General features: G+C 38.3%; 14 protein-coding genes and 1 pseudogene. 12 read left to right on the top strand and 3 right to left on the bottom strand.

Annotated elements, in window-relative coordinates; genetic code table 11:
• On the top strand, positions 1–182 hold a 182-nt coding region (locus WKT11_RS04970; RefSeq protein WP_340282952.1), incomplete at its 5' end, for a hypothetical protein.
• A 58-nt stretch (positions 183–240) separates the two neighbouring features.
• On the opposite strand, the gene WKT11_RS04965 is transcribed toward WKT11_RS04970, so the two are convergent.
• Positions 241–894, bottom strand: a complete 654-nt coding sequence (locus tag WKT11_RS04965; protein ID WP_117674293.1) for an RloB domain-containing protein — start codon at positions 892–894, stop codon at positions 241–243.
• On the bottom strand, positions 894–2,192 hold the full coding sequence (locus WKT11_RS04960; protein ID WP_117674294.1) for an AAA family ATPase: 1,299 nt from the start codon (positions 2,190–2,192) through the stop codon (positions 894–896). The genes WKT11_RS04965 and WKT11_RS04960 overlap by 1 nt, the downstream gene beginning before the upstream one ends.
• A gap of 325 nt (positions 2,193–2,517) precedes the next feature.
• Between WKT11_RS04960 and WKT11_RS04955 the strand changes: the two genes are divergently transcribed.
• Positions 2,518–2,643: a hypothetical protein gene (locus WKT11_RS04955; RefSeq protein WP_279230283.1), complete on the top strand. Its 126-nt coding sequence runs from the start codon at positions 2,518–2,520 to the stop codon at positions 2,641–2,643.
• Here WKT11_RS04955 and WKT11_RS04950 read toward each other — a convergent pair.
• Positions 2,640–3,776 (bottom strand): site-specific integrase, encoded by a 1,137-nt coding sequence (locus tag WKT11_RS04950; RefSeq protein ID WP_340282949.1) that lies wholly within the window; start codon positions 3,774–3,776, stop codon positions 2,640–2,642. The two genes, WKT11_RS04955 and WKT11_RS04950, sit on opposite strands and share 4 nt — an antisense overlap.
• 301 nt (positions 3,777–4,077) lie before the next feature.
• Here WKT11_RS04950 and WKT11_RS04945 point away from each other — a divergent pair, with 301 nt between their 5' ends.
• From WKT11_RS04945 to WKT11_RS04900, 10 genes and pseudogenes are all read left to right on the top strand, one after another.
• Positions 4,078–6,162, top strand: coding sequence for a Helicase associated domain protein (locus WKT11_RS04945; protein WP_340282947.1), 2,085 nt, complete (start codon positions 4,078–4,080; stop codon positions 6,160–6,162).
• A 37-nt stretch (positions 6,163–6,199) separates the two neighbouring features.
• Positions 6,200–8,161 (top strand): polysaccharide biosynthesis protein, encoded by a 1,962-nt coding sequence (locus WKT11_RS04940; protein WP_340282945.1) that lies wholly within the window; start codon positions 6,200–6,202, stop codon positions 8,159–8,161.
• Positions 8,162–8,249: 88 nt separating this feature from the next.
• Positions 8,250–9,533, top strand: coding sequence for a DegT/DnrJ/EryC1/StrS family aminotransferase (locus WKT11_RS04935; protein ID WP_119252911.1), 1,284 nt, complete (start codon positions 8,250–8,252; stop codon positions 9,531–9,533).
• A gap of 32 nt (positions 9,534–9,565) precedes the next feature.
• Entirely contained in the window at positions 9,566–10,204 is a 639-nt protein-coding gene (locus tag WKT11_RS04930; protein WP_119252912.1) for a sugar transferase, read from the top strand.
• Positions 10,186–10,353 (top strand): annotated as a pseudogene (locus WKT11_RS04925) (PglD-related sugar-binding protein); the annotation flags it as partial. The gene WKT11_RS04930 and the pseudogene WKT11_RS04925, both read left to right, overlap by 19 nt.
• Positions 10,354–10,399: 46 nt before the next feature.
• Positions 10,400–12,034 carry an HAD-IA family hydrolase gene (locus WKT11_RS04920; protein ID WP_119245406.1) on the top strand — a complete coding sequence of 545 codons (1,635 nt, stop codon included), beginning with the start codon at positions 10,400–10,402 and terminating at the stop codon, positions 12,032–12,034.
• Positions 12,024–12,884: a LicD family protein gene (locus tag WKT11_RS04915; protein ID WP_119252914.1), complete on the top strand. Its 861-nt coding sequence runs from the start codon at positions 12,024–12,026 to the stop codon at positions 12,882–12,884. The genes WKT11_RS04920 and WKT11_RS04915 overlap by 11 nt, the downstream gene beginning before the upstream one ends.
• A 197-nt stretch (positions 12,885–13,081) precedes the next feature.
• Positions 13,082–13,441 carry a hypothetical protein gene (locus WKT11_RS04910; protein WP_181991624.1) on the top strand — a complete coding sequence of 120 codons (360 nt, stop codon included), beginning with the start codon at positions 13,082–13,084 and terminating at the stop codon, positions 13,439–13,441.
• Positions 13,442–13,490: 49 nt separating this feature from the next.
• Entirely contained in the window at positions 13,491–14,204 is a 714-nt protein-coding gene (locus tag WKT11_RS04905) for an IspD/TarI family cytidylyltransferase (protein ID WP_119245540.1), read from the top strand.
• Between the two features lie 12 nt (positions 14,205–14,216).
• Positions 14,217–15,266 carry an NAD-dependent epimerase/dehydratase family protein gene (locus WKT11_RS04900; RefSeq protein WP_119245539.1) on the top strand — a complete coding sequence of 350 codons (1,050 nt, stop codon included), beginning with the start codon at positions 14,217–14,219 and terminating at the stop codon, positions 15,264–15,266.
• Positions 15,267–15,333 lie beyond the last annotated feature (67 nt).

The raw sequence follows: 15,333 nt of genomic DNA, 5'->3' as shown, positions 1-15,333 counted from the left end.
TATACTGCATAGAGATTGATTTCAAAATCTACATCGGAGGCCGCATTTGGCAAATCAAAGACAACACAATTACTTTAATCTATGGTAAAAAAAGGTGTTGTAATGGTGGAAGGCAAGGGAAAAGGAACGAAATAGATTTTGAAATAGGTGCAAAAACACCCGCTGCGGACAGATATGCATAATATCTTCCGCAGCGGGTATTCGTATCATCGAGTCTGACTCAAATGTTACGATACATTTTTATCCACAGTTTTGTAAAAATTCAATTGCTTCATATACATTAGAAAATGTGACGCTCCTTGTATTTAACCATTGGTTTCTAACATCTGTATCATCTATTCCCGGCAGTCCATCTTGCAATAATGCTTTTACAGTTTTCTTTGAATTTTCTACAGCTTTTTGATAATTGACTGCAATCTTCTCTGTTGCCGCAGAATTTCCTTTTACGTAAGTTGGGATTAATTTTTTAACTTCATTAATAACCTTTTCCTTTTCAGGAACGGTAATGAGTTTCGGAGTATAGTATTTGTAATGCAACATAAACCAATACTCAATACATCCACTAGTCATTAGTAATCTTACCCGTATTCCTTGTTTTTTTCTCAAGTTACGAAGTTTCTTTATAATCGTAAACCTATCATTCCATTTTGGAATATCCTTTTCTTCTATATCATAAAAAAACCATATTTCATCTGTTACATCTATGCTGTTTTTATATTTGGGCGACTTTGAAAACTTTGCATCTGCTTCTTCAAACAGTCCTGTATCTGGTGGCCTTTTTAAAACAGCAACATCCGAGAAAGTCTTTTTTAAATAATCAGTGTATGCCTGTTCACTTTCACCTTCGCAAAATACATAGATTAGTGGTTTGGCAGATTTTACTTTACGAGGCATTATTCCACCTCCTCAATCTCAATATCAGGAGTTGCACCATATTTACCAAGCAAATATCCCTTTCTGATATTTTCTGTAGTTCTGGTACCTAATCCACTAATACTATAAAGTTCTGATATCCCATCTTCATTGCTTTTGTCTGCAAAGTACAACTGATCCTTACGCAGGATTTCCATATTCATAAGTTCCGTGTTATGAGTCGTAAAGATAAGCTGCGCTCCTTTTGGGTTAGACTGCTTACTCTGGAATTTTGCCACAACAAAATCTACCAACATTGGATGAAGTTCTTTTTCAATTTCATCAACGATAAGAACTCCGCCTTTTTTCAGTGCTGACTCGATTGCAGGTGCAATAGACATGAGTTTTCTGGTTCCGTCTGATTCATCCGATAATTCTAACGGGTATAAAACCGCTTCTCCATTAGCATTGATACCCTGATGTTTCGATATTGCTTTAACCTCATTCATTTTTAATCTTGTTTCTGAGTTGCTCGACGTATCTGCCAGAATATGCATAAACTGAATCAAGGCTGTTTTTATACCGTCTGGTATATTCTCGGGAAAACTTAGATTGTCCTTAATTTCCTTACTGTCAATTTCAAATTGCATACTTTCGATACCGAGATCCGCAGCTTTAGCATAATCCGAAATCGCCTGTAGCATATTGGCATCATTAGAATAATCCAACAGCTGTTTAGGAATATCTGAATAATCCCTTGAAAAATAAAGCAATTCCCGAAACCACTTCATTGCAGTTGCGCAAATAGCGTCATTCATTGTACAAGCCAACGAAAAGAACAACTGATTCGATGCAACGGTTTCGCTGATTAACTTTCTTTTTGCCTTTTCTTCTGTAAAAATAAATGATTGATTTTCTCTTTTAAAAACTAACGCTTTTTGTCCCTTTGGTGCGTGGTATAAATATTCTTTATATATCTTTTCCTTTGTTGCAGCAAAGGAATACCAGTATTTAATTCCGTCTAGAGTATAGATAAATTCAAATTCTGTTGGTTCATCTTCAGAATAATCATTTAAAGCAAATGGTATTACTGGTATTTTTGCGTTTTCGTGCTGTGTTCTTTGTGCATTTTTAATGAATTGCACAGCCAGCCAAAACGCCCGGATTACATTACTTTTACCTCCACCATTTTTTCCATATATAGCAACGCTCGGTAATAAGTTCAACGAACCATATGAAATCAAGCTCTTTTTGAAGGGGCCAAGCCCCGTTGCTTCCATAGATAGCGTCGCCTCATCACGAAATGATCTATAATTCTTGAACCTGAATTCTATCAACATAATTATCCCTCCAAATTCATTTTCTATTAGTATATACTTATTTCATAATATATTCAAATAATATTATCGAATAATGTGATATTTTTGCTTTGATTTCGAACATAATTCGACAATCATCCGGATGATCCGATGTGATTTTCGAAAATTTATAAAACATCCACTGCGGACAGATATGTATAATATCTTCCGCGGCGGGTATTTTATTTATACAGAGATATTTTAGAAATCATGCCCATGGCAGGAACGATAGGACGATAACTGTCTGATATTTTACTTGCGTGAAAGAGCAGAGTATAATATAATAAAAAGAACAAATAGTTCTAAAATGACAGAGAAAAAATCCATCCGCGCAGCTAAAAAACGCCGGATGGACCATTCACGTACAGAGATTTCGCAGATTGTTTTAATCTGCGAAATGGGCACCGGAAACGTGCATGAGATCAAAGATTAAGAAATGATCCGACCACTGATCTGACCATTTATAGAAGAGATAGAAGAAAGCGAATCCAGAATGTTCCGCTTGGTATCCATAGATGGATGGACATATTTATTCAAAGTGATATTTACATTAGAATGGCCAAGCATTTCGCTGACACTCTTGACATCAGCCCCGTTACTGATACAGTTTGTCGCAAATGTATGACGCAGTGCGTGAAAGTGAGACTTCTTTATATATGCTTTATCCAGATAAGAATAAAACTTGTACTGATAAGTACGGGGTTCCATCGGGGAAAATTTATTTAACACATAAACCCCATCATCCTTACAAGAGAGAAGAAATGGAAAGAGAAATTCCGGAATCGGGATCTCACGGACAGAGCAGAGCGTTTTGGGAGGTCCCTCATACAGAATCGTTTTCCGATCCTCCTGTCCGACCTGAATCCTCTGGACAGTCCTGTTAATATGAATTGTTTTTCTCTGGAAGTCGATATCTTCCCACTTTAAGGCACAGATTTCCCCGAGTCTCAGTCCCATATACAGGCATATCAGAATGCCAAGCTTACAGGAATCAAGATCCGAGAGCAGATAGCGGCATAGCTTCTGCTGGTCTGTAGCATTTATTGTCTGCACGGGTTTGGGAACTGTCCGCAGCTTTTCTGTTTTTAAATGAATTTTCGGAGTGCCGCAGTATCGGTTTCCATAAGATAAAATCTGATTCAGTACACAGTAGATACTTTTATATAGACTGGCGGATATCTCCTTTGGCAGGGCTTTCTCTATGATTTCCAGGCTGATCTCGTCTACTGTCAGACTGCCAAAAGTATCCCGGATATGCATGTCATAGATGTTGGCATATTTTCTGTAGGTGGAGTACTTGCGATTATCCTTAATATAGATAAGCCACAACTGACCGATTTCATCAAGACTCATATCAACACTGCCATTTAGGGGAGCTGTCTGCTCTTTTTGGGAGAGCAGAGTAATCTCAGATTTTTTCTTGCTGTTAAAGAGTTTCTGTTTTACTTCATTATAAGAAGGGGCATATACGGAACGGTATTTTTTGCTTCCATTTATATAGATCAGATATCGGCCTTCCCATCTGCCGTCACTTCTTTTTCGTATGTTTTCTCCTCGTCTTGCCAAAATATAAAACTCCTTTCTATGGCTCCTGACCACGATTCTGACCCGTAATGGAGATACTTTCCAGAAGTCAGATTGATTTTCTTACAAAAAGCACTAAATAAATTGGTCAGTTTATGTTATAATGTACTAAATAAATTGCCATTTATTGACAAAATAGCTTAATCAGCATATTATATTAGCAGTGATTTGATAAGAAATTTAATAAAATTGGGGAGGTTGGCGCGTATGTGCCCATTTCGCAGATTAAAACAATCTGCGAAATCTGAATTTCTCTTTTTGTGTACTTTGGAGGAATACCGAAATGAGCATACATCTTTTCAAACACAATCAGGAAGCATATAACTCAGTTACCGCCATGCTTGAGCGGGAGAAAATGGCAGCAGTCATCCATCCCACAGGCACAGGGAAATCCCTGATCGCATTCAAGCTGGCAGAGGAACATCCATCAGAGAAATTTCTATGGCTCTCACCAAGTGAATATATCTATCAGACACAGCTGGAGAACCTCGGAATGGAATTCGATAACATCCAGTTCATGTCCTACAGCCGTCTGATGAAGAACGAAGACAGCATCGAAACCCTGCATCCGGATTACATCATTCTGGATGAATTTCATCGCTGTGGTGCCGCAGAATGGGGCAAAAGCGTCAGAAAACTTCTGACCGCCTGTCCAGATGCGAAGAGACTCGGGCTGTCTGCGACCAATATCCGTTATCTGGACAACCAGAGAGATATGGCAGAGGAGATTTTTGATGGAAAGATTGCATCCGAGATGACACTCGGAGAAGCTATCGTCCGGGGAATACTCCCGGAACCGAAATATGTGATTGCCATGTATTCGTATAAGAAAGAACTGGATCAGTTAAAGAAAAGAATCCAGGCATTATCGAATCAGGGCCTCATCACAGAGAACCAGAAACTGCTTGAGCAGCTGCGCCGCGCACTGGAACAGGCAGAGGGGCTGGACATTGTGTTTGAGAAGCACATGGAAAAGAAAAATGGAAAATATATCGTCTTTTGTTCCAGTAAAGAACATATGGACGAAATGAAAGAGCAGGTCAGTACGTGGTTTCGCCGGGTAGACTGCGAGCCGCGGATTTATACAGCGTTTTATAACGATACTGCTACAGACAGAGAATTCAGGGAATTTAAGAAGGATAACAGTGCACATCTGAAGCTTCTTTTCTGCATTGATATGCTCAATGAAGGGGTTCATGTGGATGATGTGGATGGTGTGATTCTTCTGCGTCCGACGGTGTCACCGATCATTTATCTTCAGCAGATCGGGCGTGCATTGTCAGCGGGCAGCGGGAAGACACCGGTTATTTTTGACCTGGTTAATAATTTTGACAGTCTTTCTTGTATTGACTGTCTGAAGAAAGAAATGGAAGAAGCATTTGTGCTGTTTCCGACAACGTATGGGAAAGGGTTTCGCTTTAGTGAGCGTTTCCACATTACGGATGAGACGAAGGAATGCAGGATGCTTTTCCAGAAACTGCAAGCGAATTTAAGTTCTGCCTGGGAAACCTATTATATTGCCGCAAGGCAGTATTATCGGGAAAAGGGGAATCTGAAAGTTCCGAAGAGTTATCTGACGCAGACAGGGCTTACGCTTGGAAGCTGGATTCAGACGCAGCGCAGGGTCCGTGCAGGTTCGGTGACCGGAAATCTGAGTGAGGAGAAGGTCAGGAAACTGGATGAGATTGGGATGGTCTGGGACAGTAAGGACCAGAGCTGGAATGAGGCGTTGAGAGAATTGCAGGCTTATTATGAGGAGCATGGGAATCTGGATGTTAAGGCTAGATATGTGACGGAGAATGGGTTCAGGCTTGGGAGATGGGTCTGTAATTTGAGGATGAAAGTGAAGAATAAGGGACTGGATCAGGCGCTGACGAAGGAACAGCAGGAAGAGCTGGAGAAGTTGGGGATGATCTGGGATCGGAATGGGGAGAAATGGGAAGAGTATTTCCGGGAGGCGCAAGGGTATTATCTGGAGCATGGGGATCTGGAGGTTCCGGTGAAGTATGTGACGGAGAATGGGGTGCCGCTGGGGAGATGGCTCGCGGAGATTGGGAGCCAGCTTAGTGAGAAAAATGCATGCCGGAGTTCATTGGAAGAGAGACAGTTGGAACGGCTTAGGAAGATTGGGTTTAAGACGGAGAAGAAGACTGTCAGACAGTGGAATGAGAAGTATGCGCTGGCGAAAGATTACTATGAGGAATATGGAAATCTGAATGTTCCGGTTTCGTATAGTGTGAATGGAGTGAAGCTGGGGAGGTGGATCTCGAATATACGGGCGAAGAGGAAACATCCTGAGGGGAGCGGGATGGTGTTGGATGAATATAGGATCAGGCAGTTGGACAGCATAGGGATGGACTGGAAATAAGAAGGACAAATAAAAAGAAAAATATGGAGAAATACAAATGAGTAATGGTATGGCAAAGATGAAGAAAAAACTGGAACACTGGGAAATCGTATCCCTGTTATTGATGGTATATGACTTTACAGCAATTCTGGTGTCATATTTTGCAGCACTGTGGATTCGGTTTGACTGTAAATTTGGCGGAATCCAGAAAGACTATCTGCAGACATATTTTCACACAGTATGGATTTATGCAATATTCTGCGTGGTAGTATTCTGGTTTCTGCGTCTTTATAAGAGTATCTGGCGTTTTGCAAGTTATGCGGAGCTGATCCGTGTAATCATGGGAACGGTATTTACAGGAGTCATTCATTTAATTGTAGTGAATGCATGTATACACAGAATGCCGATTTCCTATTATGCGTTCGGTATTATCATTCAGTTCTGTCTGACACTGGGAATCCGGTTTGCATACCGCTTTATCCTGTTGCTTAGGGGACGGAGAAATACAGACGCAGCATATGAGAAGAGAGTCATGCTGATCGGCGCAGGAAGTGCAGGTCAGATGATTTTTCGCGATATTAAACATGCCAAAGAGACAAGTGAGAGAGTTTACTGCTTCATTGATGATAATCCAAATAAATGGGGCAGATACATAGATGATGTTCCGGTATTCGGCGGTAGAGAGAATATCATGGAAGCGGTAGCGAAGTTTGGAATTGAGAAAATTTATGTCGCCATTCCAAGCGCAAAACCGGAGGATAAAAGAGAAATCCTCAGAATCTGCAATGAGACAGGTTGCGAACTGATGAACCTTCCGGGAATGTATCAGCTTTATACCGGTGAAGTATCCGTAAGCAAGATGAAGCCTGTTCAGATTGAAGATTTGCTTGGAAGAGACCCGATTAAGACGGATATGGATGAAGTATTCCGGTATATCACAGGAAAAGTGGTTCTGGTTACAGGTGTTGGTTCTATCGGATCTGAGCTTGCAAGACAGATTGCGGCACATAATCCGAAACATCTGATTTTGTTCGATATTTATGAAAACAATGCTTATGACATTCAGCAGGAATTACGGAAGAAATATCCGGATCTGAAACTGGATACCATTATCGGATCTGTTCGTGACAGTAGAAAGATATTCAAAGTATTCGATGAATACAGACCGGAGATTGTATATCATGCAGCGGCGCATAAGCATGTACCTCTTATGGAAGACAGCCCATGCGAAGCAATCAAAAACAATGCGATGGGAACTTATAAGACGGCATATGCTGCGATGGCACATGGATGTAAGAGATTTGTACTGATCAGTACAGATAAAGCAGTAAACCCAACTAACATTATGGGTGCGTCCAAGCGTTTGTGTGAAATGATCATCCAGGCTTTTGACTATAAGATTAAAGAAGGAAAAGCGAATGAGATTCCGCAGCTCTTCACTCATGGTATGGATGATGTGATCGTGGATCCGAAAGTGACAGAAGGATTAAAGAACGCCCAGACAGAATTCGTGGCAGTTCGCTTTGGAAATGTGTTAGGAAGTAATGGATCGGTTATTCCACTCTTTAAGAAACAGATTGAAGCGGGTGGTCCGGTTACGGTTACACATCCGGATATTATCAGATATTTTATGACGATTCCGGAGGCGGTAAGTCTGGTGCTGCTGGCAGGTACCTATGCGAAGGGCGGAGAGATCTTCGTGCTGGATATGGGTGAGCCGGTGAAGATTGATACGTTGGCAAGGAATCTCATCAGGTTGTCGGGGTATAAGCCGGATGTGGATATTAAGATCGTTTATAGTGGATTGAGACCTGGGGAGAAGCTGTATGAGGAGAAACTGATGGCGGAGGAAGGGTTGAAGAAGACGAAGAATGATCTGATACATATTGGGTGCCCGATTCCGTTTGATGTAGAGGAGTTTTTGGAAGAGCTGGATGGGTTGCTGGAGGCGGCTTATAAGAATAGGGATGATATGAAGGAGAGAGTAGAGAAAGTGGTTTCTACGTATCATCCGGCTTAAGTTTTAAGACCAACACCTAGAAGAATTATGGTGTTCTGAAAACTGTTTGGAATGTTACCAGTGATTTCACAGATGCGAAGGAGAAAAAATGTTTAGAGAAAATAATAACTTTGAAAAATTTGAGTCTAAGGTATGGCTAAGCAGTCCGACTATGCATGGTCCGGAAATTGAATATGTAAAAGAAGCATATGAGACAAACTGGATGTCTACTGTAGGAAAAAATATTAATGAAGTAGAAAGACTGGCTTGTGAATATATTGGTTGTAAATATGCGGTTGCTCTGTCAGCAGGAACTGCCTCTTTGCATCTGGCTATGAAATTAGCAGGAATTGAATGTTATGGAATGCCGAAAGTTGGACATGGGGCACTAGAAGGAAAAAAAGTGTTCTGTTCTGATATGACCTTTGATGCAACAGTAAATCCTGTTGTTTACGAGGGGGGAGAACCGGTATTCATTGATACAGAATATGACACTTGGAATATGGATCCGGTAGCCTTGGAAAAAGCATTTGAAATTTATCCAGATACTAAAGTAGTGGTTGTAGCTCATCTCTATGGTACACCGGGTAAGGTAGATGAATTAAATGCGGTTATCAAAAAACATGGTGCAATTTTAGTAGAAGATGCAGCAGAATCTATGGGTGCTACATATAAGGGAAGACAGACAGGGACATTTGGAAAGTATAATACGATTTCTTTCAACGGAAATAAGATTATTACCGGAAGTGCCGGTGGCTGTTTCCTGACAGATGATGAAGAAGCTGCAAATAAGGTTCGTAAGTGGTCTACACAGGCAAGAGAGAATGCTGCTTGGTATCAGCATGAAGAATTAGGCTATAACTACCGAATGAGTAATGTAGTGGCAGGAGTTGTACGTGGACAGTTTCCGTATTTGAATGAGCATATTGCACAGAAAAAAGCGATTTATGAAAGATATAAAGAAGGATTAAAGGGACTTCCGGTATCTATGAATCCGATAGATTTTGAGGATTCTGAGCCAAATTATTGGTTGTCTTGCATGATTATTGATGAGGATGCTATGTGCAAGCAGGTTCGCGGAGAACAGGATGTTTGTTATATAAAAGAGACTGGAAAAACTTGTCCGACAGAGGTTTTGGAAGCGATTGCTTCTATTAATGCGGAAGGAAGACCAATTTGGAAACCGATGCATATGCAACCGATTTATCGGTTGAATCCATTTATTGTCAGAGATGGTAATGGACGCGCAAGATCGAATGCGTATATTGCTGGTGAATCGGTGGATGTAGGAATGGATATTTTTACAAGAGGGCTGTGTTTGCCGAGTGATAATAAGATGACAGTGGAGCAGCAGGATAGAATTATTGAAGTAATTCGAAAATGTTTTGAATAAATTTATTTTGTGAACATTTATGGAGAACTAATATGTATGCAAAATGTTTGAAACGTGGTTTAGATTTTTTCTTGAGTTTGATTGCTTTAATTATTCTCTCACCACTTTTGATAATTTTAATTGTAGCAGGTGCTGTGTGTATGAGAGGCAATCCTTTCTTTACGCAAGAACGCCCAGGAAAAAATGAAAAGATATTTAAACTGATAAAGTTCCGAACAATGGATAATAGGACGGATAAAGACGGGAAGTTACTAGAAGATGAGATCCGCTTGAATAAATATGGACGTTTTTTACGAGCTTCATCCCTTGATGAATTGCCAGAATTGATAAATATTTTAAAAGGAGACATGGCTATCATTGGACCAAGACCGTTGTTGGTACGCTATCTTGACAGGTATAATGATGAACAGCGTCATCGCCATGATGTTAGGCCTGGTTTGACTGGATATGCGCAAGCACATGGCAGGAATGGAGTGTCTTGGGAAGATAAGTTTGCAATGGATGTATGGTATACGCAACATATTACATTTATTGGAGACGTTAAGATTATCCTGGACACAATAATGACAGTATTGAAACATGAAGGAATAAGCTCAGAGACATCTGTAACAATGGAAGAATTTATGGGAACACCAGATGGTGTGACTAGTATATGGAGGGCACCAAATTGAAAAAGATTGTAATTATTGGTGCCAGTGGTCATGGAAAAGTGATTGCGGACATTGCTGTCAGAAATGGATATGAAGAAATTGTATTCTTAGATGATAACGAAAGCATTAAAGAATGTGCAGGATTTCCTGTTATTGGTAAAACTTGCGAAGCAGAGAAAATATGCTGGTGATAATTCCGTAGAGTAGGAGGGGATTATGAAAGAGATACATATTCTGGTAACAGGTGTTGGTCGTCGAATTGAACTTTTACAAGCGTTTCGACAGGCTGCATTAAGGTTAAATATAAACTTAAAAATATATGGTGCAGATGTGTCTGGTACTGCACCTGCTTTAGAATATTGTGACTATACGAGAAAAGTATGCTCAATGCGCGATTCACGATATATACAAGAGTTGGTTGACATTTGCAAGAAAGATAAAATCAATCTTGTAATGCCAACCATAGATACAGATCTTCTAATGCTTTCACGAAGTGTAGAAGTTTTTGAAAGTATTGGAACCAAAGTTCTAATTAGTAAATTAGATAAGATATTAATTTGCAGGGATAAAAATAATACGGGTAAGTTTTTTGAATCATGTGGCTTAAAAGCCCCAAAAACATATAACAATTATAAAGAGTATTTTGGTCCGTATCCTTGTTTTATTAAGCCTAAAGATGGGAGCAGTTCTATTAATGCTTTTAAAGTGGAAGATGAAGAAGAATTATCTGTGTATGCAGGACAGATTGAAGACTATATTATTCAGCCATTTATTTCGGGGAGAGAGTTTACGATAGATATTTTTTGCGATTTTGATGGAAATCCTATTTATATCACTCCGAGAGAACGTATTCAGGTCAGAGCCGGAGAGGTTCTTAAGACACAGATTTATATGGATGATACCATGATTAACGAGGCGAAAGTATTGTGCAAAGCTTTCAAACCGTGTGGTCCCATGACTGTTCAGTTGATTCAGGATAAAAACACAGGAGAGAACTATTATATAGAAATTAATCCCCGATATGGTGGGGGAGCACCTCTTAGCATGAAATCTGGCGCCAGAAGTGCAGAGGCATTATTGAGGTTACTTTGCGGTGAAAGAGTAGAATATCAAAGAAATAGTAGTTGTAATGGGGCTATTTATAGTCGCTTTGATCAGAGTGTTTGTATTTCCGAGGGGGATGATACACAACCGATAAAAGGGGTGATTTTTGATCTTGATGATACTCTTTATAGTGAGAAAGAGTACGTTATGAGTGGTTATAAAAAAATAGCGGATTACCTTGGAAGAGATGAAGCGTTTGAAACGCTTTGGAAATATTTCGAAGCTGACAAACCGGCCATAGATTGTTATCTTGAAGATATTGCAGAATCTGAGAAAAAGAAAGAGTGTTTGTCTATATATAGAAATCAATTTCCGAAAATTAACTTATATGATGGAGTTGATAAAATAATAAAAAACCTTAAGCGCAAAGGAATAAAAGTCGGAATAATAACTGATGGGCGTCCAGAAAGTCAACGAAACAAAATTAAAGCTCTGGGTTTGGAAGAACTTGTTGACGATATAATTATTACAGATGAACTTGGTGGGATTCAGTTTCGTAAACCAAATGATATTTCATTTAGAATAATACAGAATCGTTGGAGATTACCTTTTGAGCAAATTGTTTATGTTGGAGATAATTTGAATAAAGACTTTCAGGCTCCTAGGCAGCTTGGGATGAGAGAGATTTATTATAAGAACGAGGATGGATTGTATAGCGAAAAAAACGATTGCGCTGAAAATACAATTTATGCATTAATTGATTTGGTTACATATATAGGCAATAGAGAGAAAAGATATGAGAAATGAAGATGTTTTACGCAAAGATGTACGAAGAATACAACTTAATATTCTAAAAAAACTTGATGAAGTATGTGAACATAATGAGTTGAAATACTATCTTGCATTTGGCACCTGTTTAGGAGCTTTGCGTCATAAGGGATTTATACCGTGGGATGATGATATAGATGTATTGATGCCGTATGATGATGCCAAGAAGTTGATCCAATTACAAGATCAGTTTGGAAGTAGATATTTTATTCAAAGTAAAGAGACAGATCCAGACTATCGTTCAATTGCAATGAGAATTAGAGATTGTGAAACAACATGTATTGAAAGTGATGAAGTTGCCTTAAACATAAAAAAGGGAATTTATGTTGATATTTATCCTTATTATGAATGTTCAAGTAATAAATTACTTCGAAAACTAGATATAGTTTATGCGCATTTGATGAAAATTCTTGTGAATAACCGCCCTCCAGTAAATCATGGTAAGATAATAGCTGTTGTTTCTAAGATGGTTCTTAATAGTTATTCAGAAAAAAGAAGAATAAATACAATTAAAAAAATAGAAAGACATTTGTGTAACGTAAAAGGTGATGAAATTTTAGATTATTATGGACAAGATATATCGTTATTAAATGCGATTACGTATCCTAAAGAATGGTTTGGAGAGCCGCAAAAACTTGAATTTGAAGGACTATATTTTAACGGGGCAACACAGCCTGAAAAATATATGAAAAAAAGATATGGAGATTATATGAAAATGCCCCCGATTAGCGAACAAGTGGTTCATCATACGTATGTTGCAATCGATCCGTATAAAAGTTACATAGAATATGAAAATGATATAATGATGAGGGGGAAAAATGGACTTTAAAAGATTATGGAGGACCATTAGATTAAATTTATCGAATGATAAAGGAAAATATCTTCGAAGAGCACATATATTTGAATATTTTGGTAAAAATAGCACATATGCATCACGTAAAATACCGTTATATCCAGAATTGATATATATAGGAGATAACGTTCGTTTAGCTGCAAATGTATTGCTTGTTCCCCATGATATGGCACATGCTATGCTTAATAATATTCGGGGGGGGGGCAGGATCATGTGGGGGATGTCAGGAACAAATTGGTTGTATTAAGATAGATGATGATGTATTTGTTGGAGCTAATACTATTGTATTAGCTAATGTATATATTGGTAAAAAGGTAATTATAGGAGCTGGTAGCTTGGTAAATAAAGATTTACCAGGTGGATATGTATATGCAGGTGTTCCAGCTAAAAAGATTAGCACATTTGAACAATTTTGGGAAAAAAGAAAAAATGTGCTATATCCAAAAAAATTTAAGAGAAAAGGAGATTCTATTGACTTTGAGTTTGCTGAATGGTTATGGAATGACTTTAGCGCAAAGCGTAAGGAAGAGTAAAACAGTGGTAAGTTGATAGAGTGTAGATGAAAAAAGGAGTGCAATAACAATGACGAATATAGCATTACTGATTGCTGGTGGTTCCGGAAGTAGAATGGGTCAAAGTATACCTAAACAGTTTTTAACTGTTAATGAGAAACCAGTTATTGTTTATACTTTAGAAATATTTCAGAAACATCCAGAAATTGATTCAATTGCAGTAGTATGTATTGAAGGATGGGAATCTGTTCTTCAGGCATATGCAAATCAGTTCAATATTACAAAAATGAGACATATCATTCCAGGTGGGAAAAATGGACAAGAATCTATTCGAAATGGAGTGTATGAACTTGAAAAACATTATTTGCCAAGTGATATTGTTTTGATTCATGATGCAATTCGTCCAATGGTTTCAGCGGATATTATTTCTGATTGCATACGAGTGACAAAGGAAAAGGGTAACGCTATTACAGCTATTCCTTGTGCAGAAGCAATGATTCAAACAGAAGATGGAAATGTTTCTGTAGGTAGTTATCCAAGAGACCATTTAAGAAGGACACAAACTCCGCAGGGCTTTCATATTAGTGATATTTGTAATCTTCATCGTAGAGCACTTAAAGCTGGGATTAATAATTCAGTTGCTTCTTGTACCTTAAAGATAGAAATGGGAGAGCAAGTATATTTTTCAATGGGATCTGAAAAAAATATCAAGTTAACAACGGTTGAAGATATTGATATTTTCAAAGCACTATTGGTAGAAAAACGCTCTGATTGGCTTAAATGAGGGAGAATATCTATGAGAGTACAGGATAGTCATACATATATTAATGATTTAGATATTGCTATTGAACATTCTATAGGAATAGAAGGTCTTGCGGGTTCCACAGTTATGGTAACTGGGGCAACTGGTACAATTGGATCGTTTATTGCGGATATGTTTCTGAGAGCTAATCAGACGATTGGCTTAGGAATAAATGTTGTTGTAACGAGTAGGAATTTGGATAAATTAATAGAACAGTATTCTTTTTGGAATGATAAAAACTTATCTTTTTTTGAGTATGACATGTTTAAAGATATTAGTTTTGACGTTTCAGTGGATTATGTAGTTCATGCTGCGGGTAATGCACATCCCACAACGTTTAATAGAGATCCAGTCGGGACTATCTGGGGGAATATAAAAGGCACTTACAATTTATTGGAGTATTGTAAATCATGTAAAGGAAAAAGATTTCTTTATGTATCGTCAGGGGAGGTGTATGGACAAGGCGATTTATCAGTAGAAGAATTTGAAGAAAAGTATGCGGGGTATATTGATATATTATCGCCACGATCATGCTATCCATCAAGTAAAAGAGCAGTAGAGAATCTTTGTGCATCTTATTATAGTCAATATGGGTTGGAGACTTTAATTGTGAGACCCTGCCATACATATGGACCGGGTATTACTATGACTGATAGTCGCGCAAATGCTCAGTTTTTCAGGAATGTTTTAAATGGTGAAGACATTGTGATGAAAAGTGCTGGCACTCAGTTAAGAAGCTATAATTATGTTGCAGATTGTGCGTCAGCAATACTTACAGTACTTTTTAATGGCGAAGCAGGTCAGGCCTATAATATAGCAAATCCTAAAGTACGAATAACGATAGCTCAACTTGCAGATATTATTGCAAAAAAATCAGGTAGGAAAGTGGTTTTTGTGAATCCATCGGCTACAGATATTATCAATAGAACTCCGATTGTTAAGCAGGTTCTTTGTAGCAAGAAGCTTGAAGCTTTAGGATGGATAGAAGCTTTTTCAGCTGATTTAGGGATTGAAAATACATTAGCTATTTTACAAGGCAAATAATGGATAAATGTATTAGCAACTATTTAATGGTGATATAGATTCAATGATTGTTTTGAAAATTATAATG

Origin of the sequence: Blautia sp. HCN-1074 (assembly GCF_037890165.1) — a bacterium.
Lineage (GTDB): Bacteria > Bacillota > Clostridia > Lachnospirales > Lachnospiraceae > Blautia_A.
Note: the sequence above shows the minus strand (reverse complement) of the source record. Positions and strands in the feature narration are given on the sequence as shown.

What these genes read in the sequence shown, in the direction of transcription:
- WKT11_RS04910 (WP_181991624.1), top strand. Translation starts at nt 13,082, where the DNA reads ATGCTATGCTTAATAATATTCGGGGGGGGGGCAGGATCATGTGGGGGA.
- WKT11_RS04965 (WP_117674293.1), bottom strand. Translation starts at nt 894, where the DNA reads ATGCCTCGTAAAGTAAAATCTGCCAAACCACTAATCTATGTATTTTGC.
- WKT11_RS04900 (WP_119245539.1), top strand. Translation starts at nt 14,217, where the DNA reads ATGAGAGTACAGGATAGTCATACATATATTAATGATTTAGATATTGCT.
- WKT11_RS04960 (WP_117674294.1), bottom strand. Translation starts at nt 2,192, where the DNA reads ATGTTGATAGAATTCAGGTTCAAGAATTATAGATCATTTCGTGATGAG.
- WKT11_RS04955 (WP_279230283.1), top strand. Translation starts at nt 2,518, where the DNA reads ATGACAGAGAAAAAATCCATCCGCGCAGCTAAAAAACGCCGGATGGAC.
- WKT11_RS04930 (WP_119252912.1), top strand. Translation starts at nt 9,566, where the DNA reads ATGTATGCAAAATGTTTGAAACGTGGTTTAGATTTTTTCTTGAGTTTG.
- WKT11_RS04920 (WP_119245406.1), top strand. Translation starts at nt 10,400, where the DNA reads ATGAAAGAGATACATATTCTGGTAACAGGTGTTGGTCGTCGAATTGAA.
- WKT11_RS04905 (WP_119245540.1), top strand. Translation starts at nt 13,491, where the DNA reads ATGACGAATATAGCATTACTGATTGCTGGTGGTTCCGGAAGTAGAATG.
- WKT11_RS04935 (WP_119252911.1), top strand. Translation starts at nt 8,250, where the DNA reads ATGTTTAGAGAAAATAATAACTTTGAAAAATTTGAGTCTAAGGTATGG.
- WKT11_RS04915 (WP_119252914.1), top strand. Translation starts at nt 12,024, where the DNA reads ATGAGAAATGAAGATGTTTTACGCAAAGATGTACGAAGAATACAACTT.
- WKT11_RS04940 (WP_340282945.1), top strand. Translation starts at nt 6,200, where the DNA reads ATGAGTAATGGTATGGCAAAGATGAAGAAAAAACTGGAACACTGGGAA.
- WKT11_RS04945 (WP_340282947.1), top strand. Translation starts at nt 4,078, where the DNA reads ATGAGCATACATCTTTTCAAACACAATCAGGAAGCATATAACTCAGTT.